General features: G+C 61.3%; 25 protein-coding genes and 1 pseudogene. 4 read left to right on the forward strand and 22 right to left on the reverse strand.

Going from position 1 to position 24,376, the window contains the following annotated elements:
• Window positions 1–4: 4 nt before the first annotated feature.
• The 5 genes and pseudogenes from rplT to B2828_RS16510 form a co-directional block, all read right to left on the reverse strand.
• Window positions 5–388: a 50S ribosomal protein L20 gene (rplT, locus tag B2828_RS16490; protein WP_479634872.1), complete on the reverse strand. Its 384-nt coding sequence runs from the start codon at window positions 386–388 to the stop codon at window positions 5–7.
• A gap of 116 nt (window positions 389–504) precedes the next feature.
• Window positions 505–714: a 50S ribosomal protein L35 gene (gene rpmI / locus B2828_RS16495; RefSeq protein ID WP_479634873.1), complete on the reverse strand. Its 210-nt coding sequence runs from the start codon at window positions 712–714 to the stop codon at window positions 505–507.
• A gap of 72 nt (window positions 715–786) precedes the next feature.
• Complete coding sequence (locus B2828_RS16500; protein WP_479634874.1) at window positions 787–1,431, reverse strand: helix-turn-helix transcriptional regulator; 645 nt, start codon at window positions 1,429–1,431, stop codon at window positions 787–789.
• A gap of 100 nt (window positions 1,432–1,531) precedes the next feature.
• Window positions 1,532–2,044 carry a hypothetical protein gene (locus B2828_RS16505; protein ID WP_479635085.1) on the reverse strand — a complete coding sequence of 171 codons (513 nt, stop codon included), beginning with the start codon at window positions 2,042–2,044 and terminating at the stop codon, window positions 1,532–1,534.
• Between the two features lie 66 nt (window positions 2,045–2,110).
• Window positions 2,111–2,185, reverse strand: a pseudogene (locus tag B2828_RS16510) (prepilin-type N-terminal cleavage/methylation domain-containing protein); the annotation flags it as partial.
• 126 nt (window positions 2,186–2,311) lie between these two features.
• Here B2828_RS16510 and B2828_RS16515 point away from each other — a divergent pair.
• Window positions 2,312–3,046, forward strand: coding sequence for a L,D-transpeptidase family protein (locus B2828_RS16515; RefSeq protein ID WP_479634875.1), 735 nt, complete (start codon window positions 2,312–2,314; stop codon window positions 3,044–3,046).
• Window positions 3,047–3,333: 287 nt separating this feature from the next.
• Here B2828_RS16515 and atpC read toward each other — a convergent pair whose 3' ends face one another.
• The 8 genes from atpC to atpB form a co-directional block, all read right to left on the reverse strand.
• The gene (gene atpC / locus B2828_RS16520; RefSeq protein WP_479634876.1) at window positions 3,334–3,753 is read right to left on the reverse strand and encodes an ATP synthase F1 subunit epsilon; all 420 of its coding nucleotides are present in this window, start codon (window positions 3,751–3,753) and stop codon (window positions 3,334–3,336) included.
• 17 nt (window positions 3,754–3,770) lie between these two features.
• Window positions 3,771–5,177 (reverse strand): F0F1 ATP synthase subunit beta, encoded by a 1,407-nt coding sequence (gene atpD / locus B2828_RS16525; protein ID WP_479634877.1) that lies wholly within the window; start codon window positions 5,175–5,177, stop codon window positions 3,771–3,773.
• A gap of 25 nt (window positions 5,178–5,202) precedes the next feature.
• A complete protein-coding gene (gene atpG / locus B2828_RS16530; RefSeq protein ID WP_479634878.1) occupies window positions 5,203–6,138 on the reverse strand; it encodes an ATP synthase F1 subunit gamma in 936 nt (311 codons plus the stop codon).
• A 9-nt stretch (window positions 6,139–6,147) separates the two neighbouring features.
• Window positions 6,148–7,674: a F0F1 ATP synthase subunit alpha gene (atpA, locus tag B2828_RS16535; RefSeq protein WP_479634879.1), complete on the reverse strand. Its 1,527-nt coding sequence runs from the start codon at window positions 7,672–7,674 to the stop codon at window positions 6,148–6,150.
• A gap of 52 nt (window positions 7,675–7,726) precedes the next feature.
• Window positions 7,727–8,119, reverse strand: a complete 393-nt coding sequence (locus tag B2828_RS16540; RefSeq protein WP_479634880.1) for a F0F1 ATP synthase subunit delta — start codon at window positions 8,117–8,119, stop codon at window positions 7,727–7,729.
• A gap of 7 nt (window positions 8,120–8,126) precedes the next feature.
• The gene (atpF, locus tag B2828_RS16545; protein WP_479634881.1) at window positions 8,127–8,672 is read right to left on the reverse strand and encodes a F0F1 ATP synthase subunit B; all 546 of its coding nucleotides are present in this window, start codon (window positions 8,670–8,672) and stop codon (window positions 8,127–8,129) included.
• A 60-nt stretch (window positions 8,673–8,732) separates the two neighbouring features.
• Window positions 8,733–8,945, reverse strand: a complete 213-nt coding sequence (locus B2828_RS16550) for an ATPase (RefSeq protein WP_479634882.1) — start codon at window positions 8,943–8,945, stop codon at window positions 8,733–8,735.
• A gap of 78 nt (window positions 8,946–9,023) precedes the next feature.
• Window positions 9,024–9,986 (reverse strand): F0F1 ATP synthase subunit A, encoded by a 963-nt coding sequence (gene atpB / locus B2828_RS16555; protein ID WP_479634883.1) that lies wholly within the window; start codon window positions 9,984–9,986, stop codon window positions 9,024–9,026.
• A 386-nt stretch (window positions 9,987–10,372) separates the two neighbouring features.
• Here atpB and lysA point away from each other — a divergent pair, with 386 nt between their 5' ends.
• Window positions 10,373–11,659: a diaminopimelate decarboxylase gene (gene lysA / locus B2828_RS16560; RefSeq protein ID WP_479634884.1), complete on the forward strand. Its 1,287-nt coding sequence runs from the start codon at window positions 10,373–10,375 to the stop codon at window positions 11,657–11,659.
• Between the two features lie 28 nt (window positions 11,660–11,687).
• A complete protein-coding gene (locus tag B2828_RS16565) occupies window positions 11,688–12,404 on the forward strand; it encodes a hypothetical protein (RefSeq protein WP_479634885.1) in 717 nt (238 codons plus the stop codon).
• Between the two features lie 129 nt (window positions 12,405–12,533).
• Here the strand turns inward: B2828_RS16565 and B2828_RS16570 are convergent, their stop codons facing one another.
• Window positions 12,534–14,138: a sigma 54-interacting transcriptional regulator gene (locus B2828_RS16570; RefSeq protein WP_479634886.1), complete on the reverse strand. Its 1,605-nt coding sequence runs from the start codon at window positions 14,136–14,138 to the stop codon at window positions 12,534–12,536.
• Window positions 14,139–14,343: 205 nt separating this feature from the next.
• On the reverse strand, window positions 14,344–14,832 hold the full coding sequence (locus B2828_RS16575; RefSeq protein WP_479634887.1) for a hypothetical protein: 489 nt from the start codon (window positions 14,830–14,832) through the stop codon (window positions 14,344–14,346).
• A 58-nt stretch (window positions 14,833–14,890) separates the two neighbouring features.
• Here B2828_RS16575 and B2828_RS16580 point away from each other — a divergent pair, with 58 nt between their 5' ends.
• The gene (locus B2828_RS16580) at window positions 14,891–15,112 is read left to right on the forward strand and encodes a hypothetical protein (RefSeq protein ID WP_479634888.1); all 222 of its coding nucleotides are present in this window, start codon (window positions 14,891–14,893) and stop codon (window positions 15,110–15,112) included.
• Between the two features lie 14 nt (window positions 15,113–15,126).
• On the opposite strand, the gene B2828_RS16585 is transcribed toward B2828_RS16580, so the two are convergent.
• The 7 genes from B2828_RS16585 to nifD form a co-directional block, all read right to left on the reverse strand.
• On the reverse strand, window positions 15,127–16,272 hold the full coding sequence (locus tag B2828_RS16585) for a homocitrate synthase/isopropylmalate synthase family protein (protein WP_479634889.1): 1,146 nt from the start codon (window positions 16,270–16,272) through the stop codon (window positions 15,127–15,129).
• A gap of 206 nt (window positions 16,273–16,478) precedes the next feature.
• Entirely contained in the window at window positions 16,479–16,784 is a 306-nt protein-coding gene (locus B2828_RS16590; RefSeq protein WP_479634890.1) for a (2Fe-2S) ferredoxin domain-containing protein, read from the reverse strand.
• Window positions 16,785–16,928: 144 nt separating this feature from the next.
• A complete protein-coding gene (gene nifB, locus B2828_RS16595) occupies window positions 16,929–18,209 on the reverse strand; it encodes a nitrogenase cofactor biosynthesis protein NifB (RefSeq protein ID WP_479634891.1) in 1,281 nt (426 codons plus the stop codon).
• Entirely contained in the window at window positions 18,206–19,594 is a 1,389-nt protein-coding gene (locus B2828_RS16600; RefSeq protein ID WP_479634892.1) for a nitrogenase component 1, read from the reverse strand. Before B2828_RS16600 ends, nifB begins: the two co-directional genes overlap by 4 nt.
• The gene (gene nifE, locus B2828_RS16605; protein ID WP_479634893.1) at window positions 19,591–21,003 is read right to left on the reverse strand and encodes a nitrogenase iron-molybdenum cofactor biosynthesis protein NifE; all 1,413 of its coding nucleotides are present in this window, start codon (window positions 21,001–21,003) and stop codon (window positions 19,591–19,593) included. The genes B2828_RS16600 and nifE overlap by 4 nt, the downstream gene beginning before the upstream one ends.
• Before the next feature lie 330 nt (window positions 21,004–21,333).
• On the reverse strand, window positions 21,334–22,710 hold the full coding sequence (gene nifK / locus B2828_RS16610; RefSeq protein WP_479634894.1) for a nitrogenase molybdenum-iron protein subunit beta: 1,377 nt from the start codon (window positions 22,708–22,710) through the stop codon (window positions 21,334–21,336).
• Between the two features lie 20 nt (window positions 22,711–22,730).
• A complete protein-coding gene (gene nifD, locus B2828_RS16615) occupies window positions 22,731–24,365 on the reverse strand; it encodes a nitrogenase molybdenum-iron protein alpha chain (protein WP_479634895.1) in 1,635 nt (544 codons plus the stop codon).
• Between the last annotated feature and the right edge of the window lie 11 nt (window positions 24,366–24,376).

The raw sequence follows: 24,376 nt of genomic DNA on the forward strand, positions 1-24,376 counted from the left end.
CGCTTTACGCGGTCTTGGCCGCTGCTCTCTTGCTCTCGAGGGCCGCCTTGGCCTTCTCGACGAGGGCGACAAAGGTCGGTTCGTCGGAGACGGCGATCTGGGCAAGCACCTTACGGTCGAGCTGGTTGCCGCTGGCGACGAGGCCTTCGATCAACCGGCTGTAGGTGATGCCGTTCGCGCGGGCGGCGGCGTTGAGACGGGCGATCCAGAGGACGCGGAATTGACGTTTGCGGGCCTTCCGGTCGCGGTACGACCAGTATTCCGCTTTCATGATCGCGTTTTTCGCGTAGCGGAACAGTTTACTGCGGCGGCCGCGGAATCCCTTGGCCTTGTCTAGCACCCGCTTGCGCCGTTCGCGGCTGGCGGGAGCATTAGTTGCTCTTGGCATTGTTTTACCTTTCTTTCAGCGTGCTGTTATTTGTTGTAAATGTCCCCCCGACCTCGCTCGCTGATACGGTTTCTTTTTCGAAACCAGGTGGGTGGACGGCAAGCCTTTCGCGTGGTTTACGCGAAGGGCATGTTCTCTTTAATCCGAGCCACGTCGGTTTTGTCAACCAGGGCGGACTTGGCAAGCTGACGCTTGCTCTTGGCGCTCTTGCTCTGGAGCAAGTGGCGTTTGCCAGCCTGCGAGCGGAGCACTTTGCCCGTCCCGGTGATTTTGAACCGTTTGGCCACGGCCTTCTTCGTCTTGCGACGTGCGATTGGCTTAGGCATGAGGGCGTGAAAATTAGGGACTTGTGGGCCTTTGGGCAAGTGTTTTTTACACAGCATTTACCCTGGAGCCCCCTACCCTGCCTGAAAAACGCAGTAATAAAGCCCGGAAACCTCCATGGGAATGCGCCGAACGGGGCTGCCCAGGACGGTGCTGAACATTTCCTGCTCCAAGCGGCAGAGGAGGTCGGGATAGGCGGCAAGGAGGTCGGCAACGGGGCTGTGGTGCTCGATGATGCGCACGGAGGAACCCTCTTTCTCGACTTCGGTCATGCACCCCTCGGCTTCGCGGAGGGCGGCGAAGGCTTCGGCGCGTTCCTGGAGCGTTTCGCCCCGGATCTGGGCCTGGTAGTCTTGCGTTTTCTTCTGGAAGAGGAGGTAGAGGAGTTTTTCGGGCGCGGCGGTGCCGTAGAGGGTTTGCGCGGCGTCCAGCAGGCCCAGGGTGGTGGCGTTGCTGGTGGAGGGGAAGAGGTCGGACGCTTTGCGGGTGAGGCGGTAGACCATCTCGGGGCGGCCGACTTTGGTGGCGGGCTTGGGCTTGCGCCAGGTGTCGAGGTAGCCGAGGCGTTCCAGCTCGATGCAATGCTGTTTGACGCCCATGTAGCTCATTTCGAGGGCTTCGGCGAGTTCGCCCACGCTCATGCCCTGGCTCCGCTTGAGCCGGTTGACGACGCGCAGGCGCTGGCTTTTGCCAATTTCAGATATGAGCCGCTGATTCACTCTGAAAAGATAGCACCGGTTTTCCACCCGTCGCAATTTTTCTGTGAAAGAAGGAAATTTTATCAGAACTCACGAACTCAGGAAAAAAGCAGAAAGGGATTTAGGGGTTAAGGCAGTTTGACGCGCTCTCCACGGTGCCGCCGCCGGGGAGCGAGCCGATGAGCTCTAGGTTGTGAATTTGCTGTTTCTTGTACATGGAAACATCCCCGGCTTTGCGGGCGATCACGAACCCGTCTTCGCCAAAGGGCTTGGCTTTTGAGTTTAGCGAGGTGTCGTAGGTGTAGTTTTTCGTCGCCAGGAAGACTTCTTTTTCAGGGGCGTCTTTCCGGATCAGGTAAACTTTAAATGCGCTGTTTTTGTCCTCAAAAGGAGGAGTGTAGGTTCCGTTGGGATCGCTAGGGGTGTAATATTGGATTCCGGCGGCGGCAAATACCTTCAAATCACTCGGCCTGAGGTAATCCTCCTTCACCAAAATCGCCACGAAATCCTGGATGTTTTGGATTTTGCCGTGGGCTTTGAGGTCCCCGGGCCAGCCCAATGCCGTGTTCTCGTTGGCTTGACCATCATTGACCATCGACAATGTGGCAATGTGGATTTGCCGGGCGTTGTTCACGGCCTGAATCAATTGGCCTTTTATCAAAGACGAACCACAATGGGTACCAGTCCCTCCAAGCAAAACAAACAAAACAAAAATTACCGCAATCGTTACCAGCAACTCGGTCAGCGTGAATCCTTGAATTTTCCGGAGGGCCATGGCTTCGGAGATTACGCCTGGCGTTTTTCCAAGTCAAACCCGGCAAATGAGGCTTGATCCGGTGGGGAATGGTGTAAAATTTGCCGTCTCTCTCTCATGCGCTTTCTCGTTTCTTTTTTCGCCCTTTTGTTGATACCCGTTTTGCCGCTTTGCGCGGCGGATTCGTTGCCGGTTAATGTTCGCCAGCTGGTGGTGAGTATTGCGCCGGGCTGGAATTCGATGCACGGCCGCTTGCTCGCGCTCGACCGTCAGGCGGACGGGACCTGGAAGCCTGCTCTGGGGCCGGTGCCGGTGCTCTTTGGCAAAAACGGGCTGATCTGGGGGCTCGGGGTGCTGGGGTCGGAGGAACCGGGGGCGCACAAGGTGGAACGCGATGCCCGCGCGCCCGCGGGGGTGTTCAAGATCGGGACGATTTATACCTACGATGCCGCGCTTCCCAAGGGGGCCAACTACCCCTTCCACACGGTGACGGAGGCGGATGCCTGGGTGGATAGCCCGGAGCTGCCGAAGCTCTACAACCGCCATGTGACGGTGAATGTGAACAATCCGCCGCCGTGGTTCGAGAGCCAGAAGATGCGCCACAATGACGAGGCGTACCGGTACCTGATCGAGATCCGGCACAATGCGGATGCGCCGGTGGTTGGGGCGGGCAGCGCGATCTTCTTTCACACGCGGCGAGGGGTGGACCGGCCGACGTGGGGCTGCACAACGATGTCGCGCGAGAACCTCGTCGAGCTAATGCGCTGGCTACGTGCGGAAGAGCAGCCCCATTACGCGCTGCTCCCGTGGGCCGAGTATCTGCGCAAATGGGCAGCGTGGGGACTGCCCAGCCCACAGACCGTGCGGGCAATCGCGCCGTAGGCGAGACGGGATCCAAGGGGCACGCCCCTTGGCAGAGGGTTTGGGAGGCAGCGCCTCCCAATCTGAGAGCAAGGCGGGCAAAAACACCACCTTGCAAGCGGCGCACTCAGTCCAAACCCGCGCATCCAATCATCCGTAACCCCGCCTTGCTCCCCCGAAAACAGCGCAGCGTATTTTCGGGGGCGGGACGAATCAAAGATTCGCAGACAGAGGACGTGCCCAATCTGGAGATTGGGCACGAGCGCATGGAGCACGTTAGCGCGAAACGGGCGGGCGCGGTCGAATTACTACACCGATTTCCCGCGCCGCTTGAGCTTGAGCTGGATGAGCGATTTTTGGAGATTCGCCTCGGTGGTGGCAATCTCCTCGGCACTCAAGGCTTCCGTCTGGCGCAAGGCCGCCTCGGCTCGCGCGACGGCCGCTTCAACAGCGTGTTCGTCGATGAGAGAAACAGAGATCGCCATGTCAGTAAGAATCGTGACATGGGTCGGCGTGATTTCCGCAAAACCCTCGCCCACCGCAAAGTCGCTCTCCTGGCCGTCCTTAACGATCTTCAGTTCGCCCGGTTTGATGTCGGTCATCACAGGGATGTGCATCGGGTAGATGCCCATCTCCCCTTCCACGCCGGGAAGGACGACCATTTGGACATCGTCCGAATAGGCCTTTTCCAGCGGGGTGACGACTTCGAGCCGTAGTGTGTTGGCCATGGTTTTTTAGCGGGCAGTTACACCTTCACCATATCGATGCCGCCCTTCATATAGAAGTTCGTTTCCGGCACGTCATCGTGTTTGCCTTCGAGAATTTCCTTAAAGCCGCGCACCGTCTCGGCGATGGAGACGTACTGGCCCTTGGTGCCGGTGAAGATTTCGGCGACGTGGAAAGGCTGGCTCAGGAAACGCTGGATTTTGCGGGCGCGGTAGACGGTCAGTTTGTCTTCGGGCGAAAGCTCGTCCATGCCCAAGATGGCGATGATGTCCTGCAAATCCTTGTACTTTTGCAGCACCCGCTGGACGCCGCGCGCGACGTTGTAGTGCTCCTCGCCGACGATCTCGGGCGCGAGGGCCTTGGAGGTGGAGGCGAGCGGATCGACGGCGGGGTAGATACCGAGCTCGGCGATGGAGCGCTCCAAAACGATCGTGGAATCGAGGTGGGCGAAGGTGTTGGCGGGGGCCGGGTCGGTGAGGTCGTCGGCGGGAACGTAGACGGCCTGGAAGGAGGTAACGGAACCGGCTTTGGTGGAGGTGATGCGCTCTTGCAAATCACCCATTTCGGCGGCGAGGGTCGGCTGGTAGCCGACGGCGGACGGGGTGCGCCCGAGGAGGGCGGAGACTTCGGCGCCCGCTTGCGAGAAACGGAAGATGTTGTCGATGAAGAGGAGCACGTCCTGGTTCTTTTCGTCGCGGAAGTACTCGGCCATGGAGAGGGCCGAGAGGGCAACGCGGAGACGGGCTCCGGGGGGCTCGTTCATCTGGCCGTAAACGAGGGCGACTTTGGACTCGGCCAGGTTTTTCTGGTTGATGACGCCCGATTCGCTCATTTCGTTGTAAAGGTCGTTGCCTTCACGGGTGCGCTCGCCGACGCCTGCAAATACGGAATAGCCGCCGTGGCCTTTGGCGATGTTGTTGATCAACTCCATGATGACGACGGTCTTGCCGACGCCCGCGCCACCAAAAGCGCCGACTTTGCCGCCCTTGGTGAAGGGGCAAATGAGGTCGATCACCTTGATGCCGGTTTCGAGGATGTTGGCCTTGGTCTCCTGGTCGACGAGGGCCGGGGCTTTACGGTGAATGGGGTAGCGCTTGGTGAAGTTGACGGGGCCGCGTTCGTCGACGGCGTCGCCGGTGACGTTGAAGATGCGCCCGAGGACGCCTTCGCCAACGGGGACGCTGATGGGGGCACCGGTGTCGGTGACGGTGATGCCGCGCTTGAGACCCTCGGTGGTGGACATGGCGATGGCCCGGACCCACCCTTCGCCCAAGTGCTGCTGGACTTCGAGGACGACTCGGTGTTTTTGCCCGCCGACTTCGTACTCGACTTCGAGGGCGTTGTAGATGGACGGGAGCTGCCCGGTGGCGGAGAAATCGACATCCACGACGGGACCGATGACTTGGACGATGGTGCCTGTGTTCATGCTTGGGAAAGGGAGAGAGGTGGTTCTAGCCGAGCGCGATCTGCGCGGTGGAGATTTCGAGGAGTTCGGTGGTGATGCTGTTCTGGCGGATCTTGTTGTATTCCAGGGTAAGATCCTTGATGAGCGTTTGGGCGTTGTCGGTGGCGCTCTTCATGGCGACCATTCGGGCGCTGTGCTCGGAGGCGCGGGCGTCGAGGATCATCTGGTAGATCTGGAAGTGCAGGTAGTGCGGCAGGATGCTGCCCAAGACTTCCATGGGGCTGGGCTCAAAGAGGTAGTCGCTCTGGGCGTCTTCGGCAAAGGCGGCTCCGGGTGCGGCGGCTTCGCCCTCGGCCGGTTTTTCGCCTTCCGCAGGGACCTCTGCCGTGGCTTCCGGCTTCGGCGCGGTGGGAAGTTCAAAGGGGCTGATGGGCAGAAGGGTGCGGGTGACGGGCTTCTGCACGAGGGTGTTGATGAACTTGGTGTAGAGGACGGTGACTTTATCGACTTTGCCCGCGAGGAACTGGTCGATGCAGTATTTGGAGATGATCTTGGTGTCCTTGAGGGTGGGGTGGTCGGGGACGGGGAAGTCGGCGACGAGTTTGCGCCGAAGCCGGGCAAGGTGCTGCTGGCCACGGCGACCGGCGGCGACGAAGCTGGTGGTCTCGGGGTCGAAGGTGTTGGCTTCGCGGAAGAGGTTGGTATTGAGCGCGCCGCAGAGGCCTTTGTCGGGGGAGATGACGATGACCAGTTCGTGTTTGACGGGCCGGATCTCCAGGAGCGGGTGCAGGGTGACGTCGGCGTGGCGCTGCACGGAGACGAGCACTTTGTTGATGAGCTCGGAGTAGGGCCGTCCGGCAAGGGCCGCGCCCTGGGCTTTGCGCATCTTGGCCGAGGCGACCATTTGCATCGCCTTGGTGATTTGCGCCGTGTTCTTGATCGATTTGATCCGGCGCCGGATGTCTCGGGTGTTAGCGGCCATGGGGTTGGGTTAGCGCCAGGTCGATTTGAATTCGACGAGGGTGTCGGCGAGTTCGTCGTTGAGTTCTTTGCTGATGGAACCGGCGGTCTTGATGGTTTCCAGCAGCTTCGGTTTGCGGGTGGTAAGGAATTCCTCCAGCTTGGCCTGGCACTCTTTAACGCGGTCGACGGGGACGTCGTCCATGTGGCCGTTCTGGATGGCCCAGAGGACGGCGACTTGGTTCTCGACGGGCATCGGGTTGTACTGGCGCTGTTTGAAGAGTTCGACGATGCGGGAACCGCGGTCGAGCTTGGCTTTGGTGGCGGCGTCCAAGTCGCTGCCAAACTGGGCGAAGGCGGCCAGTTCGCGGAACTGGGCCAGCTCGCCTTTCACTTTGCCCGCGACTTGTTTGATGGCTTTGATCTGTGCGGCGCTGCCGACGCGGCTCACCGAGAGGCCGACGGAGATGGCCGGGCGCACGCCCTGGTAGAAGAGGTCGGTTTCGAGGTAGATCTGGCCGTCGGTGATCGAGATGACGTTGGTGGGGATGTAGGCGGAGACGTCGCCCGCCTGGGTCTCGATGATGGGGAGCGCGGTGAGTGAGCCGTTGCCGTTTTTTTCGTCGACGCGGGCGGCGCGCTCCAGGAGGCGGCTGTGGAGGTAAAAGACGTCGCCGGGGTAGGCTTCGCGGCCGGAGGGGCGCTTCAAAACGAGGGAAACCTGGCGGTAGGCGACGGCGTGTTTGGAGAGGTCGTCGAAGATGATGAGGGCGTCCATGCCGTTGTCCATGAACCACTCGCCGATGGCCGCGCCCGCGAACGGGGCGATGTACTGGTTGGTGGCGCTATCGGAGGCGGCGGCGGCGACGATGACGGTGTATTCGAGCGCGCCTGCTTCCTGGAGGACGCCGAGGACGCGGGCGATGTTGGAGTTCTTCTGGCCGATGGCGACGTAGATGCTGTAGATGGGCCGGAAGCCTTCTTTGCCCGCGTTGGCTTTGTTGATGCGGGCCTGGTTGATCATCGTGTCGATGGCGATGGTGGTCTTGCCGGTGGCGCGGTCGCCGATGATGAGTTCGCGCTGGCCGCGGCCGATGGGGATCATGGCGTCGATGGCCATGATGCCGGTCTGGACGGGCTGGTTGACGCCTTTGCGCTTGATGATGCCGGGGGCGATTTTTTCAACCGGGTAGAGGATGTCGGACGGGATAGGGCCTTTGCCGTCGAGCGGGCGACCCAGGGCGTCGACGACGCGGCCCAGGAGGCCCTTGCCGACGGGCACGGAGAGGAGGCGGCCGGTGGTCTTGACGATGTCGCCTTCTTTGACCCCGGTGGAGTCGCCCATGAGAATGCAGCCGACTTCGTTCTCTTCGAGGTTGAGGGCGAGGCCATAGAGGCCGCCGGAGAATTCGATCATTTCGTTGAGCATCACGTCGCTCAAGCCCTCGATTTTGGCCACGCCGTCGCCCGATTCGCGAACGACGCCGGTGTTGGTCTGGACGGTGGCGGTCTTGAGTCCGGCGATTTGGGATTCGATGTCTTGGAGAATGGTGCTCATTTGGGAAAGAAGAAGGTTGGGAAAGTGGTTTTGGGGTTTGAGAAAGGGGGGGCTAGAGCTTGCTGCGCAGCAGTTCGAGGCGACCCTGGACGCTGCCGTCCCAGACGTCGCTGCCGAGCTGGACGCGGATGCCGCCGATGAGGGCGGGGGTGACTTTGAATTCGTGCGTGATGTCGTCCCCGAAGCGGGTTTGCAGGTCCCCGAGGATGCGGGCGGCTTCGGCGGGGTCCAGCGGGGTGGCGCTCTCGATCGTGGCGTGGCGGCGGGCAAGCTCCATGCGCACGAGCCCTTCGTAGTTGCGCATGACGCTCAAGGCGTGGCGCGGGGGGCGGGCGGCGACGGTTTTCAGGACGGTTTCGACGCGGGCCCGATCCAGTCGCCCGTTGGCGAAGCTGACGCGGAAGAGCGAGCGGGAAAGTTTGCGGGCTTCCTTGGGGGCTTTCATGGGCTAGCTAGGCGGCGATTTCGCGGGCGGCTTCTTCGCTGAGGCGTTTCTGGTCTTCGACGGTCAGCACCTTGCCGGTGACTTTGCCGGTGGTGTCGACGACGAGGCGGCCCACTTCTTTGCGAAGCTCGGAGAGCATCCGGTCGTGCTCCAGCTTGGTGGCTTCGCGCGCCTGGAGGACGATGCGCTCGGCTTCGGCGATGGCGGCTTGTTCGCGGGTCTGCGCAAGGGCGTTGGCAGAGGCGCGGGCTTCGGTGATCATTTTCTGCGCTTCGTCGTTGGCGCGGGAGAGGATCTCGGAGCGCTTTTTCTCGGCTTGGGCGAGGTCGACCTTGATCCTTTCGGCGTTCTCAAGGCTCTCGGCGATGCGCTGGCGGCGCTGTTCGAGGACTTTCAGGATCGGCTTGTAGGCGAAGCGGTGCAGCAGGCCGCAGACGATCAGGAAGCTGACGATGTTGGAAAGCAGCAGCGGCCAGTTAAAGCCGAATGCCTCTCCGGTTTCCCGGATGGATTGCCCAAGGCCGCCGCCTGCTTCTGCGAGTAAAGGTAACATAGAAATTTACGAAAACGGGGTGGGTGCGAAGGCCGTTAGCCCCCGCACCCGGGAAGGGTTTTACTTGGCCACCAGGTAAATGGCGAAGAAAACGATGCCTTCGGCGAAGGCCGTGCTCAGGATGGCCTGAACCAGGATGGGCGTGGCCGCGCCGGGGTTGCGCCCGACTGCTTCAGAGGCCTTCATGCCGATGAAGCCGACGCCAAGCGCCGCGCCGAGGGCCGCGAGACCCACGTGAAGGTTGCCGGTCAGTTCTGCAAGGATAGGGAGCATAGTGTTGTTTGGTTTTGGGTTGTCTCGCCCGCCTCCGCAGGTTGCCCACGGTCCGGCGTGCGAAAGGGGATAAAGGGTTTAGTGGTGGCCGTGCCCCTCCTCGGGCATGATGAGGAGCGTGAAGACGGCCGTCAAAAGCATAAAGACCATGGCCTGGACGAGGCCGACGAGGATTTCCAGGAAGTAGAACGGCAGCGGGAGCAGCCAGCCGAACCAGGGTCCGCCGAGGGTGGCCATGGTTTCGAGCGTGTTTTCACCGGCGAAGATGTTGCCGTAGAGACGGAAGCTGAGCGAAATCGGCCGGAAGAGGATGGAGACGATTTCCAGGAAGCCGACGCAGATGAAGACGATGACCATGAGGACTTTCATGAAGCCCTTGGTATCGCCCTTGGGCCCGAAGAGGTGCATGATGAAGCCGCCGGGGCCGTTGGCCTGGAGCGCCCAGACGATCCAGAAGAAGAAGAACGTCAACGCCATGGCCATGGTCATGTTCAGGTCGGCGTTGGGGCCGCGCAGAATGGGCCGGGTGATGTGCGTCACGACGCCGGAGTACGGATCGGGAATCCCCCACCCGATGGTGCCGACGCCGGGAATCAGGCTGAACCAGTTGAGGGCGAGGATGAAGATGAAGACGGTGGCAAAAAACCAGAAGGTCTTCTTGACGAGCTGCTTGCCGATGATGCCTTCGAGAAAGCTGTAGAGGCTCTCGACGACCCATTCCCAGAAGTTCTGCGCGCCGTCCGGCACGTCTTTGACTTTGCGCATGGCCACCTGCGCGGAGATGATTAGCGCGAGCATCACGACCCAGGTGATGACCATGGAGTTGTTGACCTTGATCGGCAGGTCGTGGATGAGCGGCACGTTATGGATGACGGTATCGACCAGGAGCGGGGCGCCCTGCGGGAGGGCTTCCTCGTGGTGCTCGGTGGCGTGCTCCGCGGCGGGCGTTTCGGCCCAGGCTGCGCCGGTCATGAACAGCAGGGCACAGAGCGCCAGGAGGCCTGTCTTCCCAATGCGTTGGGCGGCTCGAAGGTATGTCAAAATAGGGTTCATCTCAGAATAAACGGTCGCGGAAGGCGCGAATCCAAACAGCCGGTCCATGGAAAGGCAAGCTCTTTGTGAAAACTTTCACAAGGGGGTTTGCAGTTTTTTGAATGCATCCTCCGAATCGAATGAGAGGGAGAATACGCCCGCCTTCCTCACGTTCACAAGGAGAGCCCGGATACATGCGCCTAAATTCCAATATGACTGACTGTCAGTCAATACAATTCCACCCTCCCCAATCCGCGTAAAATGTTGGCCAAAATCGGGTGCCCCTGCCGATGGGCCCTTTTTTTCCCCGCCTAGTGGCCCTTGGCTAGCGGGGTATTTTTGCCGGAATGCGGGGTTGCCTCCGAGGCCGCGGTGCCTCTACATTGGGCGCCACCATGCACTTTTTCGAGTACCGCAACGGAACCCTTTTCTGTGAAGACGTGGACCTGGCCCGGCTCGCCGCCGAGACCGGCACGCCCGCCTATGTCTATTCCGCATCGACGATCCTGAGCCACTATCGCCGCCTTGATGAGGTGCTCGCGGAGGTGCCTCACATGATCTGCTACGCAGTGAAGGCCAACTCCAATATCGGCATCCTGAGCCTGCTGGCGGGGGAAAACGCCGGGTTTGACATTGTCTCGGGCGGGGAGCTCTTTCGCGTGGTGAAGGCTGGGGGCGACGCGGCCAAGTGTACGTTCGCGGGGGTCGGCAAGACGGAGGCGGAGATTCGCGATGCCCTGGAGCGCGGCATTTTCGCCTTCAATGTGGAGAGCGAGGCGGAGCTGGAGCGGATTAACGCGATCGCCGGGCAGCTCGGGGTGAAGGCCCCCATTGCGGTGCGCGTGAACCCGGATGTGGACGCCCACACGCACAAGTATATTTCGACCGGCAAGAGCGAGAACAAGTTCGGCATCGCCTTTGAGCGGGTGTTCGCGGTCTACGCCAACGCGGCCAAGCTGCCGAACCTGAAGATTCGCGGCGTGCAGATGCACATCGGCTCGCAGATTACCGAGGCGGGCCCGTTCGCCGAGGCGGTGGAGAAGATGCAGCCGCTGGTCTGCAAGCTCAAGACGCTCTACGGCATTGAATACTTTTCCATCGGCGGCGGCATGGGGATCGTCTACGACCCGTCGCTCGCCTCGGGGACGACGGATTGGTGGGCGAAGGATGAAAAGCCGCTGACGCTGGAGGGCTATGCGGAGGCGGTGGTGCCGAAGCTCAAGGCGCTGGGGCTGAAAATCCTCGTCGAGCCGGGCCGCTTCATGGTCGGCAACGCGGGGGTGCTCCTCGCGCGCGTGCAGTATGTGAAGGCGGGGGACATTAAGAAGTTTGTGATCGTTGACGCGGGCATGAACGATCTCATTCGCCCGGCGCTTTACCAGAGTTTCCACGAGATCGTGCCGGTGACGCAACGCGCCGGGGCGCTGGAGAAGGTCGATGTGGTGGGGCCGGTCTGCGAGAGCGGCGATTTCTTTGCCGAGGAGCGCGAACTTCCGCCGCTGGAGCAGGGCGACTTGATCGCGCTGATGAGCACGGGGGCCTACGGGGCTACGATGTCGAGCAACTATAACTCGCGTCCGCTGCTGCCGGAACTCCTGGTCAAGGGCGATAAAGTGGCCACGATCCGCACGCGACAGACGCCGGATGACCTCATCCGAAACGAATCGCTTCCGAGTTTTTAACCGCAAATAGGCGCAAAAGGCGCACCCTATGAAATCCCTTATCGCACTCTTTTTCGCATCGTTCCTGGGCGCTTCGGCTCTGCTGGCCAGCTCCCCGGAGGGGCCCTCGGCCGCCCGGGAATACGTGATCTTAAGCGGAGGCCCCTCGCTGATGATCTGGGAAAAGTGGAAGAATCCGCCGCACGACCTCTGGTGGCAGAATTTCATCCGGGCCGCCGAGGTGCGCATTTCGCAGCTTGAGGCGGAAGGGGCGAGCCCGAAGGACATTGTGTGGTTCGTCTACCAGCCCTCCTATGTGACCCGCGGCAAGCAGGACGGCAAGGATTACCTGGGCGACATTAGCACGCGCGCGAAGGCGCTTGGGGTTCGGCTGCGCTGGTTCCGCTCGGCGGAGGAGGTGCTTAATTATCTCAATGCCGGACAGCCGCGCGACCGGGTCAAGGTTGCCGATTTCGAGTACTTCGGCCACTCGAATAAGGCATGCTGGATGTTCGATTACTCCAACCAGATCGACAGCGCCTCGAAGGTCTGGATTCACGAGGACGAGCTCTGGCAGATCGCTCCGCAGGCGTTCGAGTCGAAGGCTTACGTGAAGAGCTGGGGCTGCCACACGGGCGAAAGCATGAGCCAGAAGTTCCGCCGCCGGACGGGCCAGCGGATGTGGGGCGCGGTGGGCCGCACGCAGTATATGACCAATGAGGTGCCGGTGCTTTCCGACGCCTCGGCGGGCAAGTGGCGGTATTAGGGGAGAGCCATAACGGACGCCTAGAGGCGGGGGTCTCGTCACGAATCTTCAGAGTCCCCTCACCGCTGCGAATCGGAGATTCGCGGACAGAGGACGTTCCCAATCGGAGATTGGGAACTCCTCCCGGCGTCAGGATTTAAACCGATCCATCTCGACGCCGTAGCGCTTGACCCGCAGGCCCATGATCCGCTCGCTGACGCCGAGCTGCCGGGCGGCCCCGGCCATGTTGCCGTGGGTTTCCTTGAGCGCGGCGACGATCATTTCGTGTTCGAGCGCGGCTACCGCTGTTTCCAGCGTTCCATTGGCCGGTTTCTCCGACGGGCTCGCGGCTTGCAGCGTGGGCGGCAGGTGATGGGCCTGGATGGCGTCGCCTTGGCACAGCAGGACGGCCCGCTCGATGCAGTTTTGCAGTTCGCGCACGTTGCCCGGCCAGTGATATTGCATCATCAGGTCGATGGCGGCGGTGGAGATGCGTTGGATCTTTTTTTCGTTCTCGGCGCTGTATTTTTCGACGAAGTAGTCGGCCAGTTGCAGCATGTCTGACTTGCGGTCGCGCAGCGGCGGGACGTAGATCGGGAAGACGTTGAGGCGGTAGTAGAGATCCGAGCGGAAGAGGTTCTCCTCCATCAGCTTTTCAAGGTCGCGGCTGGTGGCGGCGATGACGCGGACGTCGCACTTGAGGGTGGTCTGGCTGCCAACGCGTTCGAATTCATGTTCCTGGAGCACGCGCAGGAGCTTGACCTGAGTGGACGGCGTGAGGTCGCCGATTTCGTCCAGGAACAGCGTGCCGCCGTCGGCCAGTTCAAAGCGCCCTTTGCGCATGGCGATGGCCCCGGTGAAGGCCCCTTTTTCGTGGCCGAAAAGCTCGCTCTCGACGATCGACTCCGGCAGGGCCGCGCAGTTGACCTTTACGAAGGCTTTGCCATGGCGCGGGCTGCCGTTGTGCAGCGCGTGGGCGACGAGTTCCTTGCCGACGCCGCTTTCGCCCCGGATGAGGACGGTCGTTTTGGAGTTGGCTACGTGCTCGATATGATTGTATACGCTCTGCATCGAGCTGGAGCTGCCCACCATGTTGCCCGGCTTGAAGTGGTTGCGGATCTGCTCCTGGAGGCGGTCGTTCTCGTCGCGCAGCTCGGCCACGCGCTCCTCGGCCTGTTGGCGGAGGCTGACGGCCTGGGCGATGACTGAGGCGACGATGGAGAGCATCCGCAGGTCGCGGTCGAAATTCTCGCCCAGGGAGCTGGCGCGCTCGACGCTTAGCGTGCCGATGATGCGCTGACCGGAGCGGACCGGGACGCACAAAAACGATATGGCGGGAAAGGTGCGCGGCCCTTCCTCGGCCTCGAAATGCTCGTCGGCGGCGACGTTGGCGATGGTGAGCGGTTTGCCGCTGTCGATGACCCATTGCAGCAGTTCCTTGACGCGGGGCCCGCCCAGGACGCCGCCGTCGGTCGAACCGTTGTCGCCGACTTCCTCGACCGCGAGCTCCTGCGTGGCCCGGTTGACGATGGTAACAGCGCCCCGGCGAAGACCCAGCGCGTGGACCATCTGCTTTAGCGCATGGCGCAGCACGCGCCGGATATCGAGGCTCCCTTCGAGGGTCTGCGATATTTCAAACAAAAGGGTGAGGTCCCGAATGACACGGCACGCGCCCGCGTCAGCCGAGGCTAGCGAGGAATGCACCAAGCCACAGCTGGTTTCGGGACAATCGTCAGTAGTTTGGGAATTGGTCATGGACGGCGAAAAATGGCTCCGGCAGTCAACGGGTCTTTCTGGCGAAATCTGTACACGAGAATCGGCGGATATGCTCATTTTTTTTCAACATGGGGCAACCCCAAAACGGCCCCTCTCTCTATAAAGAGGCCGTTTTGCGCTTTCCCCGCCCGATCTTTTAGCAGATACCGTGCCGAATGGCCGGATCCGTGACGATAAGCGAATGCTATAGTACGGTGGCTGAGGCGGAATTGGGCGGTTCGCCCCACGCCCAGGTGCCCCCCCGGGTCCCCCCGGTGATCCGGAGGTGCTCGAAACGCTCGGGGCTTTCGCGCCAGTTGGGGATGTAGAGTTCGCCCTCTTTTTGCTCGACGCCTTTGCCGTTGCGGCTGGCGACGGCGACTTTGAAATGGAAGACGACGTCGGTGAGGAGCGAGACGGTGCGGCCGTTGATGGCCACGAGCTCCAGGAGGTTGACCTGGTCGGAGGCTTTTGCCGTCAGGTCAAAGAAAATGGCAAACGCTTCCGGGTCGGCAAAACCAGCCCATTCCAGCAGGGTGGCGGGCGAGAGGGTCCAGTTCTCGTCATCGGCGGCGAGGGCGGGCAGGTGCTGGGCGAAGAGGCCACCGGGCCCACCCAGCGGCAGCGGGCCGACTCTCCCGAGCGCGAAACGGTTTCCTTCAACTGACTTGATGCGGTAGATGTCAAAGCCCATGGTGAAATTTGGAGGTTGATTTTATCCGGCTTTCGCCGATGGTGGTGTCGTTATGAAAATGCTTGGCAGGCTCCGTTACTTGCTGATCGAGGGTTTTGAAGTTGCCTCGCTTTCCGGGTATGACGACCAATCCGGAAAAGGCAATGCCAAGATCCTCTACATTGTTCGCGACGAAAAGGGCGCACCGCATTTGGTGTCCGAAATTTTCGACGTGGACCGCGAGGAGATGGAGCAGTGTTCGAAGCTTTTCCTCTCCCGGATGTCCGGCAACGGGGAATAATATAGGCACGGCGATCAGCCTTTCTTTGCCTTGAACTCTCGCAGAAGCGCGAGGAAGCGGGTCTTTGAGATCGCGCCCTTGCGCCCGCGGGCCTCGGCGCGGATGCGTTCGAGGAGCTGCTCGGATTGCGCGGCGTCGAGGTGCACCCCGGCTTCTTCGCAGGCCTGGGCCAGCGCGGCGCCGCCGGAGTGGCGGCCGAGGAGGAAGGAGGGCGTTTTGCGGCCCACTTCGCGGCTGGAAAAGGCTTCGTAGGTGGAGCGGTCGCGCATGAGCCCGGCGCAGTGGATGCCGGATTCGTGCAGAAAGGCGGCTTCGCCGGTTACGGGCTTGTCGGAAGGCAGCCAGCGGCCCGAGGCGTCGGCAACGCAGCGGGAGATGGCGGAGAGGCCGCGCGTCTTGATGCAGGCGTCTTTGTGGAGGCCGACGCGCAGGGCCATGACGACCTCTTCCAGCGCGGCGTTGCCAGCCCGTTCGCCCAGGCCGTTGACGGTAACGCTGGCGCAGCGGGCACCGGCTTCGATGGCGGAAATGGTATTACCCACGGCCATGCCGAGGTCGTTGTGGCCGTGGAATTCGAGCGGCAGGCCGGGAACCGAGGCGCGCAGGGCGGCGATCATATCGGCGGTCTGGCCGGGCGTAAGGATGCCGACGGTATCGGCCAAGCGCAGGCGGGAGGCCCCGGCTTCGAGCGCGGCGGCGGCGAATTCGGCAAGAAAAGTGGCATCGGCGCGGCTGGCATCCTGGGCTCCGACGGAGACGTAGCCGAAGCGGCAAACGGCGTCGCCCACGAGGTCGCGCAGGGTGGAGAAGACCCACTCTTTATCACGCTTCCAGGCGCGCAGGTGGATGTCGGATACGGGCCAGGAAATGTGCACGCCGTCGACGCGGCAGCGGGCGGCGGCATCGAGGTCGGCGGCGGAGGCGCGGCACCAGGTTTCAAGAAAGCACGGGAAGCCGAGCGAGGCGACGGCGTTGATGTCATCGATCTCCGACTGGCCCATGGCGGGGATGCCAAGCTCCAGTTCCCCCACCCCGAGGTCGACAAGCGCCTGGGCGATGCCGATTTTTTCCTCGCGGGAGAACGAGACTCCGGCGGCTTGCTCGCCGTCGCGAAGGGTCGTGTCGATCAACCAAACCGGGCGTGAAGTGAAGTCTATCATAGCGGGAAAAGAAGTGGAGAGCGGTTCCCCATGCCGCGGAGAGAGAGAGGCATAGAAGAGGAGATAGCGGCTGGAGTTGCTGGATGCCTGAACGGAGGCATCGTAGTTGGCTCCCTTACCCCCTTCCCCTCTGTTCCCCCTATGCCCCTGTCTCTCCGCAGCATGGTATTACTCGGTAGTTTAACTCAACTCAGGAAATTTTTGGATCAGCTCGGAATCAGGAATTCCTCGGCCACGGTGTCGTTTTCGATGGCGTCGAGGATGGCGTCGGCGGCGTCTTCATCGACTTTGCCGTACCAGGTGCCCTGCGGGTAGATGACGACTACGGGACCGTGATCGCACAGTTTCATACAGCCGGTGCTGGAGACCATGACGCCGTCGAGGCCGCGGTCGGCCGCTTCCTGCTCAAAGTATTGGAGGAGCGCGGAGGATTCTTTTTTATGGCATACGCCCTGGGCTCCGGTGGGCCGGAAGCTTCCGCAGACGAAGATATGGTGGGTGGGTTTAATCATGATGTGGTGGATTGGTGGTAGGTTTGAAAATCGGCGCCCAGCCCCGGCCAATGCACGCGGGGCGAACTTTGGCTTTGGGCAAGTTCGGTTTTTCGGATTTGGATTTGGAATTCATGGTGGTCCTTTCTAAAGGCTGGAAGTCTGTTACGCGCAGCCGGTGCCGGTGCCGCGGCAGCCGCCCGAGCCGCAGCTGGTGAAGCGGCGCTTGAGCGAGGCGGGGATGGGCTGGCTGGCAAAGACGGCGGTGAGCCCCTCTTCGATGAGGCCTTCCATTTCGATGATCTCGATGCCCCGCTCTTCCAGCGCGGCCTTGGGGCTGGGCCCGGCGGCATTGACGAGGAAGGCACGGCAGTCGGCCAACAGGTCGGCCAAGTCGGTCCAGCGAGCGGAGGCACCGCCGGGAGCCGGGGTTTTGCGGATCTCGACGAACTTGAAGCCCGAGGCGGTCTCGTCGTCTTTTTTGAAAATGAGGATGCTGGCGGCCTCGCCCAGGTGCATGTTGACGAGCGCCCCTTCGCGCGAGGCGACGGCGACGTAGGGCCGCTCTTTGCCCGCGCTGATGGAGCTGTGGGCGAAGCGGTTGAGCGTGGTCATTTGGTCCTCGGTCATCTTTTCGTCGATCAAGCCGACGGCGTCGGCGCGGCAGCGGGCGCAGTGGACCATTTGCTCAACGTGCTGGCCGCATTGCAGGCGCACGCGGGCAGTCATGAGCGAATCGGGCGCGGGGAGTTCCTCGAAGAAGGCTCCGGCGACCGGGACGAGCGGCATGCAGTTCATGATGTCGACGCCCATGGGGCCGACGACTTTGGCGATCTCGGGGATGTGCTCGTCGTTGATGCCGGGGACGATGATGGAGTTGATTTTGACGACGACGCCTTTTTCCTTGAGGCGGCGCACGGCGTCGAGCTGGCGCTCGATCAGGATGCGGGCGGCTTCTTCGCCGCGCACGGGCGAGCGGCCGTCGCGAATCCATGCGTAGATTTTCGCGCCGATCTTGGGATCGACGGCGGTGATGGTGATGGTAACGTGGCTAACGTTGAGCTCGGCGATTTCGTCAATGTAGGGCCCAATGCCCAGGCCGTTGCTGGCGAGGCAGAGCATTAAGTCCGGGAAGCGCTCGTGGACCAGGCGAAGCGTTTCCATGGTTTCGACGGGGTTGGCGAAGGGATCGCCGGGGCCCGCGATGCCCACGACTTTGATCTCGGGCCGCTTGGCGACGACTTCGGCGAGGTATTCCACGGCCTGGCTCGGCTTGAGGACGCTGCTGGTGACGCCCGGGCGGCTCTCGTTCATGCAATCGAATTTCCGATTGCAGAAGTTGCACTGAATATTACAGCGTGGGGCGATGGGCAGATGGATGCGCCCGTATTTGTGATGGGCCTCTTTGTTGAAACACGGATGGCTGGAAAAGTCGATGTCGCTCATAGGTAGCTGTAGCCGATGGGTGAATTGGTTTGTTTAACGTCCATGAGGGCGTTTACGATGGTGTCGTAAAGGGATTGCGCGCCGCGGTAGCCGAGGTGGAGGACGCGGTGGCCGCCGATGCGGTCGTGGATGGGGAAGCCGATGCGGATGAGGGGCACGTCCAGTTTGCGCGAGAGCTGGTAGCCTTTGCTGCTGCCGATGATGAAGTCGGCCCGGAGGGTGTCGGCCATTTCGCCGATCTGCGCGAAGTCGATGCCGTCGTGGATGTGGGTGCGATCGTCGAGAGTCGGGATGGCGTCGTGCAGGCTGCGCTTGAGGCGGCCGCTCTTTCCGCCCGAGGCGCAGAGCACCGGCACGACGCCAATTTCTGACAGGAAGGACGCGATGCCGACAACGAGGTCTTCCTCGCCGTAAACGATGGCGCGCTTTTCAAAGACGTACTTGTGGCCGTCGATGAGGGAGTCGACCAGGCGGCCGCGCTCCCGGGTGTGTTTGACGGGCGTGGGCTCGCCCGAGACTTCAGCAAGGGCTTCGAAGAAGGCGTCGGTTTCGCGGATGCCGATGGGCAAGCCGAGCTGGCGGTTGGGGACGTTGAAGCGTTCGGAAAGGAATTTGCCCGCGCTCGGGTATTCGGAAAGGGTGCGGCCAAATTCGATGGAGGTCTGCGCGCAGCCGGAGGCCATGATGTCGGCGATCGGGGTGCCGCCGCTCTGGAGTTTTTCGTATTCGCTCCATGTCTCGCCGTCCATGGACTCGGAGTAGTCGGGCAGGAGCGTGTAGGGGACTTTGTGGTCTTCGAGGACTTCCTTGAGGTAGCGCAGGTCGGCGGCGGAGACCATGCCGGAGAAGAGGTTGACGCGCCGGGTACGGTCTCCAGGGACGGCGAGCGTGGCGACAAGCGCGCGCACGGCGGCGTGGAAGCCGTCGATATGGGTGCCGCTGTAGCTCGGCGTGGAGACTTTGACCATGTGCGGGTGGCCCTCGAACCACTCCTCTTTCATGTAGTCGTGAAAGAGGCGGGTCATGTCTTCGCCGATGGTTTCGCTCAGGCAGGTGGTGGCCACGGCGACCATCTTCGGTTTGTACTGCCGGACGACGTTGGCGACCCCGGCTTTAAAATTCGACGCGCCGCCGAACACGGCCGAGTCCTCGGAAAAGTTGGACGAGGCGATGTCGATGGGTTCGCGGAAGTGGCTGATCAAGTACCGCCGGATATACGTGCTGCAACCTTGCGAGCCGTGCAGGAAGGGAATGGCCCCCTCGACGCCCCGGAAGGCGAGGCAGGCTCCGAGCGGTGTGCAGAGTTTGCAGGCGTTGCGGGTGCCGGTGCAGTGTTTGAACTGCGGCTCGTCGAGTTCGAGATCTTTGGCGCTGATGACTTTCATGCCTTGCCTCCGTTCAGTTGAGCTGCTGCTGCTTTCAGTTTGGCGGCACGGCGCGGGGCAAATTGCCAGACCGGGCTCGCTACCGAGGAATAAACTTCGCGGGCGAAATTGGCCATGCCGATGAACCCTGCGAGCGGTTCTTTGCGCTCGTGGTTGTGGTCGCAGAAGCCGATGCCCATTTTGTAGGCGATGGGGCGTTCTTTGACGCCGCCGATTAAGAGATCGACGTCTTTCTCCAGGCAGAACTTGGCGAGTTCCAGCGGGTTGGTGTCATCCACGATGATGGTGCCCGGGTCGCACATTTCCTGGAGCTGCTTGTAGTCCTCGGGGCCGCCGGTCTGCGAGCCAACAACGGCGGTGGTCATGCCGAGCATCTTGAGCGCCCGGACGAGCGAGAAGGCTTTAAAGGCGCCGCCGACGTAGATGGCGGCTTTCTTGCCTTGCAGCTTTTCGCGGTAGGCGCGAAGCTGCGGGTAGATGGTGGCGACTTCTTCGCGCACCAGCTCTTGGGCGCGTTCCATGATGGTCGGGTCGTCGCTGAAAAATTTCGCGGTTTCGTAGAGGGCCGCCGACATATCCTCAATGCCGAAGTAGGAGACGCGCTTGATGGGGATCTGGTAATCCCGCTCCATCATTTTCGCCAGGTGCGCCATGGAGCCGGAGCATTGCACGAGGTTCAAGTGAGCACCATGGGCGTGGCGAATGTCCTCCACGCGCGCGTCTCCGGTAATACAGCTCACGACGTTGACGCCGATGCGCTTGTAGTATTCTTTAATAATCCATGTTTCCCCGGCGAGGTTGAAGTCGCCCAGGATGTTGATGCTGTGCGGCGGGATGTCGTCGGTGGAGCCGGTGCCCACGAGCTTGTAGACGGCCTCGCAGGCGGCGCGGTAGCCGTCTTTCTTGGTGCCCTTGAAGCCTTCGGAGTTGACCGGGAGAACGGGGATCCCCTTCTCCGCCGCAACGCGCTTGCAGACGGCGTTGACGTCGTCGCCGATGACTCCGACGATGCAGGTCGAGTAGACAAACGCGGCGTTGGGCTTGTACATTTCGATCAGCTCAACGAGCGCGTGGTAAAGTTTCTTTTCCCCTCCGTAGATGACGTCGAGCTCCTGCAAATCCGTGGAGAAGCTATTGCGATGGATTTGCGGGCCGCTGGAGAGAGCGCCCCGGATGTCCCACGTGTAAGCCGCGCAGCCGATCGGGCCATGAACGAGGTGTAGTGCATCGGCGATCGGGTAAAGGACCACACGCGATCCGCAAAAGACGCACGCCCGTTGACTAACCGATCCGGCGGCGCTGTGTTTATTACAGGCAATGCCGCCTTCCGCTTTGCCGACCTCCACAATGGAGGCCTCGCGGACAGGCAGGATGCCGATCTCAGGTTGGCTTGGCGGCACGGGTTTCATAACGTCAGCACCCTATTGCAATCCGTGTGCCAAGTTCGCAAATTCATACGCCGAAAGAGGCCGCTATCGCGATTTACAGAGGCGCTTGTCCAAAAAAAATCCGGGCACCCCAAAAACAGGTCCGGTATGAGCGGGGAACTGGCTACGAATGAGTAGGCCGGTCTGGAAAATAAGCTACAATTTTGTAGCCACCTAAAGGGCAATTGTTGTTTTTCCCCCACCCCCACGCGAGCTGCCGGAATGAGGCTTCGTGCCTATAAAAAACTGGGAGGCCGCCCGGCACAACGCCCGGACGGCCTCCCTTGTTTCCCGATAACAGCAACCAGTTACTTACTGTACTAACTCAAAGGTTTCTTCGGGGCATTCGCGGTCTTTCTTGTCCAGGAATGCGTTGATGATGTCGTTGATCAAGCGCGAGGCGCCGCGGTAGCCCACGGTGGGGAATACGCGGTGGGCCATGCGGTCGGTGATCGGCCAGCCGAACCGGACGAAGGGCAGGTCGTTCTCGGCGCGCGCCATGAATTTGGCATGCGTGTTGCCGATGAGCAGGTCGACCGGTTCGTTCTTGATCCATTGATGGAGCTCGAAGAGGTCGGCGTTTTGCTTGACCTTGGCTTCGGGCACTGCGTCTTTGAGGAGCTCTTTAACGCGGTTTTCGAAGTGGTTGCCCATGCTGCCGCTGATGACGAAGACGGGCTTCATATTCAGCTCAAGCAGGAACCGGACAAGCGAGATGACGTGGTCGGGATCGCCCGCGATGGCCACGCGCTTGCCGTAGAGGTACTGGCCCATGTCGCTGATGAGGTCCAGCAGGCGGCCGCGCTCTTGCACGATGGAGGCGGGGACTTCGACCCGGGCGTAGTTGCGCAGGGCGTCGATGAAGTCATCCGTGGCGGTGACGCCGATGGGCAGTTCGCCAACCGAGGCGGGCACGCCGAATTTCTCTTCGAGGCTTTCCGCCGCCGGACGGGAGGCGAAGTGGCCCAGGGCGATGGTGGCAATGGAGTCACCGGTGCTCTTGAGCTGCTCGATGGTGGTGCCGCCCTTGGGATACATTTCGTAGACTCCGGTCTGCGGCGTGTCGAGCACGTCGGAGGTGTCCGGGAAGAGGACGATGTTCGCCTTGAGCTCGCCCGCGAGGCGCTTGATCTCGCGCATGTCGGTGGGATCGACGAAGCCCGGGATGACGTTGACCTGATCCTTGGCCTCACCGGTTTTCTCGGCGAGGTAGGTGACCATGGCCTTGGTCATGTTGGCAAAGCCGGTGATGTGCGAACCGACGAAGCTCGGGGTGTTCGCGTGGATCACGTATTTCCCTTCGGGGACTTTACCTGCTTCCCTCGCGTTCTTCACGATGGAGGGAATATCGTCACCGATGACTTCCGAGAGGCACGTGGTGTGGACGGCCACGATGTCGGGGTTGTAAATGGTGAAGATGTTTTGCAGGGCCTGATTGAGGTTGGCCGAGCCGCCGAATACTGAGGAGCCTTCCGTAAACGAGCTGGTCGTGGAGATGACGGGCTCTTTAAGGTGACGGGTCAGCGCGCTACGGTGGTAGGCGCAGCACCCTTGCGAGCCGTGGCTGTGAGGCATGCACCCGTGGATGCCGAGGGAGGCATACATGGCCCCGACGGGCTGACAGGTCTTGGCCGGGTTGATGCGCAGCGCCTCGCGCGGTTTGATTTCGGCTGTTGTTCCGTTAAGCATAGGTAGATTTCTAGGTTAGGTTAGGCCGCGTCGGTGGCTTTGTCTTTCATCCATGCGGGAACGGCGTATTTCCACACATTGGTTTGCAGCATGCGGTCGATTTCCAGGTAGAAGTTCGCCGCGCCTTTGAATCCGGTGTAGGGCCCACCGTAGTCGTAGCTGTGGAGTTGCTTGCAGGGTACGCCCATCTTTTCGATGATGAACTTGTCTTTGATGCCCGAGCAGATGATGTCGGGGTGACGCAGTTCGATGAGCTTCTCGATTTCGTGATGGCTGATGTCGTCGATGACGAGGGTGTTCTTCTTCATCTCGCTCATCATGCCGGTGTAATCTTTGAAGGTGAACCCGCCGTCTTCGAGGGCCTTGAGCTGCTCGGGCGTCTTGCGCGCCTTGAAGCGGACGGGGTCCTGTTCGACGGTGATTTCTTCAATGTTCCGGGTGTCGGCGTCGACCTTGATGGTGGGGATGACGCTGCGGCCTTCGTAGTCGTCGCGGTGGGCGAACTCGTAACCGGCGGCGATGGTCTCCATGCCCATGTCGGCAAAGAGGTGCTGGTAGGAGTGAGCGCGAGAGCCGCCCACGAAGAGCGCTGCCGTTTTGCCTTTGACGCGGGCCTTGACGGCTTCGAGCACCGGCTTGAGCTCACCCATTTCCTGGGCGATGACTTCCTCGACGCGATCGGTGAGCTTCTTGCTTTGGAAGAAGGCGGCGATCTTGCGGAGGCTCTTGGCTGTGCCTTCCGCGCCGATGAAGTTGACCTTGATCCACGGGATGCCGAACTTGGTCTCCATCATCTCGGCCATGTAGTTGATCGAGCGATGGCACATGACGGTGTTGAGGTCAACCGTGTGGGCTTTGCACACTTGGTCGTACTTAACGTCGCCGGAGAGCGTGGCCGTGACGGTGATGCCGCACTTGCGCAGCAGTTCGTCAATAACCCAGGCGTCGCCGCCGATGTTGTATTCGCCCAGCAGGTTGATGCGGAACTCGCCCTGGTCGGCTTCGTCGAGCTTGCCGATCATGTGCTTGAAGACGCCGTTGTTGGCGATGTGGTGGCCGGCGGATTGGCTGACGCCTTTGTAGCCTTCGCAGCTAAAGGCGAAGACGTTGATGCCGAGCTCCTCCTTGGCTGCACGGGCGACGGAGTGGACATCGTCACCGATGAGGCCCACGGGGCAGGTCGAGTAGATCGAGATGGCCTTCGGGTGGAAGATTTCGTAGGCCTCCCGGATGGCCGCGGCAAGTTTCTTTTCTCCGCCGAAAATGATCTGCTCCTCCATCATGTCCGTGGACATGCAGTATTGGATGTAGTTGGTATCGGTGTCTTTGTACGGGCGGACCTGGTTACGCCGGGTGAGCCAGGAGTAGTAACCGCAGCCGATGGGGCCGTGGGTGATGTGGAGGATGTCGCTGATGGGGCCGATGACCACGCCGCGGCAGCCCGCGTAGGTACATCCGCGCTGGGTCAGGATGCCCGGGATGGTCCGGGTGTTGGCGCCGATCTCGGGAATGGTCTCGGGATCGTTAACGAGCGCTTGTTTCGCGCGTTTTTTGGCCGTCTTGGACGGGTAGGCCTTCATCATCTCGTCGATGGTGGCCTTGGCCTCGGCGGCGTCAAATTCCGTCACAGGAGGTGGTGTATTTTCTGGTGCCATGTGGAAGTGTT

The organism is Spartobacteria bacterium UBA695, assembly GCA_002298145.1.
Taxonomy (GTDB): domain Bacteria; phylum Verrucomicrobiota; class Verrucomicrobiia; order Chthoniobacterales; family Chthoniobacteraceae; genus UBA695.

Excerpts from the sequence above, each read along its gene's own strand:
- rplT (WP_479634872.1), bottom strand. The coding sequence starts at position 388 with ATGCCAAGAGCAACTAATGCTCCCGCCAGCCGCGAACGGCGCAAGCGG.
- B2828_RS16570 (WP_479634886.1), bottom strand. The coding sequence starts at position 14,138 with ATGACCAATTCCCAAACTACTGACGATTGTCCCGAAACCAGCTGTGGC.
- B2828_RS16580 (WP_479634888.1), top strand. The coding sequence starts at position 14,891 with ATGCTTGGCAGGCTCCGTTACTTGCTGATCGAGGGTTTTGAAGTTGCC.
- B2828_RS16565 (WP_479634885.1), top strand. The coding sequence starts at position 11,688 with ATGAAATCCCTTATCGCACTCTTTTTCGCATCGTTCCTGGGCGCTTCG.
- lysA (WP_479634884.1), top strand. The coding sequence starts at position 10,373 with ATGCACTTTTTCGAGTACCGCAACGGAACCCTTTTCTGTGAAGACGTG.
- atpA (WP_479634879.1), bottom strand. The coding sequence starts at position 7,674 with ATGAGCACCATTCTCCAAGACATCGAATCCCAAATCGCCGGACTCAAG.
- atpG (WP_479634878.1), bottom strand. The coding sequence starts at position 6,138 with ATGGCCGCTAACACCCGAGACATCCGGCGCCGGATCAAATCGATCAAG.
- B2828_RS16550 (WP_479634882.1), bottom strand. The coding sequence starts at position 8,945 with ATGCTCCCTATCCTTGCAGAACTGACCGGCAACCTTCACGTGGGTCTC.
- atpF (WP_479634881.1), bottom strand. The coding sequence starts at position 8,672 with ATGTTACCTTTACTCGCAGAAGCAGGCGGCGGCCTTGGGCAATCCATC.
- rpmI (WP_479634873.1), bottom strand. The coding sequence starts at position 714 with ATGCCTAAGCCAATCGCACGTCGCAAGACGAAGAAGGCCGTGGCCAAA.
- nifD (WP_479634895.1), bottom strand. The coding sequence starts at position 24,365 with ATGGCACCAGAAAATACACCACCTCCTGTGACGGAATTTGACGCCGCC.
- atpD (WP_479634877.1), bottom strand. The coding sequence starts at position 5,177 with ATGAACACAGGCACCATCGTCCAAGTCATCGGTCCCGTCGTGGATGTC.
- nifB (WP_479634891.1), bottom strand. The coding sequence starts at position 18,209 with ATGAGCGACATCGACTTTTCCAGCCATCCGTGTTTCAACAAAGAGGCC.
- B2828_RS16575 (WP_479634887.1), bottom strand. The coding sequence starts at position 14,832 with ATGGGCTTTGACATCTACCGCATCAAGTCAGTTGAAGGAAACCGTTTC.
- B2828_RS16585 (WP_479634889.1), bottom strand. The coding sequence starts at position 16,272 with ATGATAGACTTCACTTCACGCCCGGTTTGGTTGATCGACACGACCCTT.
- nifK (WP_479634894.1), bottom strand. The coding sequence starts at position 22,710 with ATGCTTAACGGAACAACAGCCGAAATCAAACCGCGCGAGGCGCTGCGC.
- B2828_RS16540 (WP_479634880.1), bottom strand. The coding sequence starts at position 8,119 with ATGAAAGCCCCCAAGGAAGCCCGCAAACTTTCCCGCTCGCTCTTCCGC.
- nifE (WP_479634893.1), bottom strand. The coding sequence starts at position 21,003 with ATGAAACCCGTGCCGCCAAGCCAACCTGAGATCGGCATCCTGCCTGTC.
- atpC (WP_479634876.1), bottom strand. The coding sequence starts at position 3,753 with ATGGCCAACACACTACGGCTCGAAGTCGTCACCCCGCTGGAAAAGGCC.
- B2828_RS16590 (WP_479634890.1), bottom strand. The coding sequence starts at position 16,784 with ATGATTAAACCCACCCACCATATCTTCGTCTGCGGAAGCTTCCGGCCC.
- B2828_RS16600 (WP_479634892.1), bottom strand. The coding sequence starts at position 19,594 with ATGAAAGTCATCAGCGCCAAAGATCTCGAACTCGACGAGCCGCAGTTC.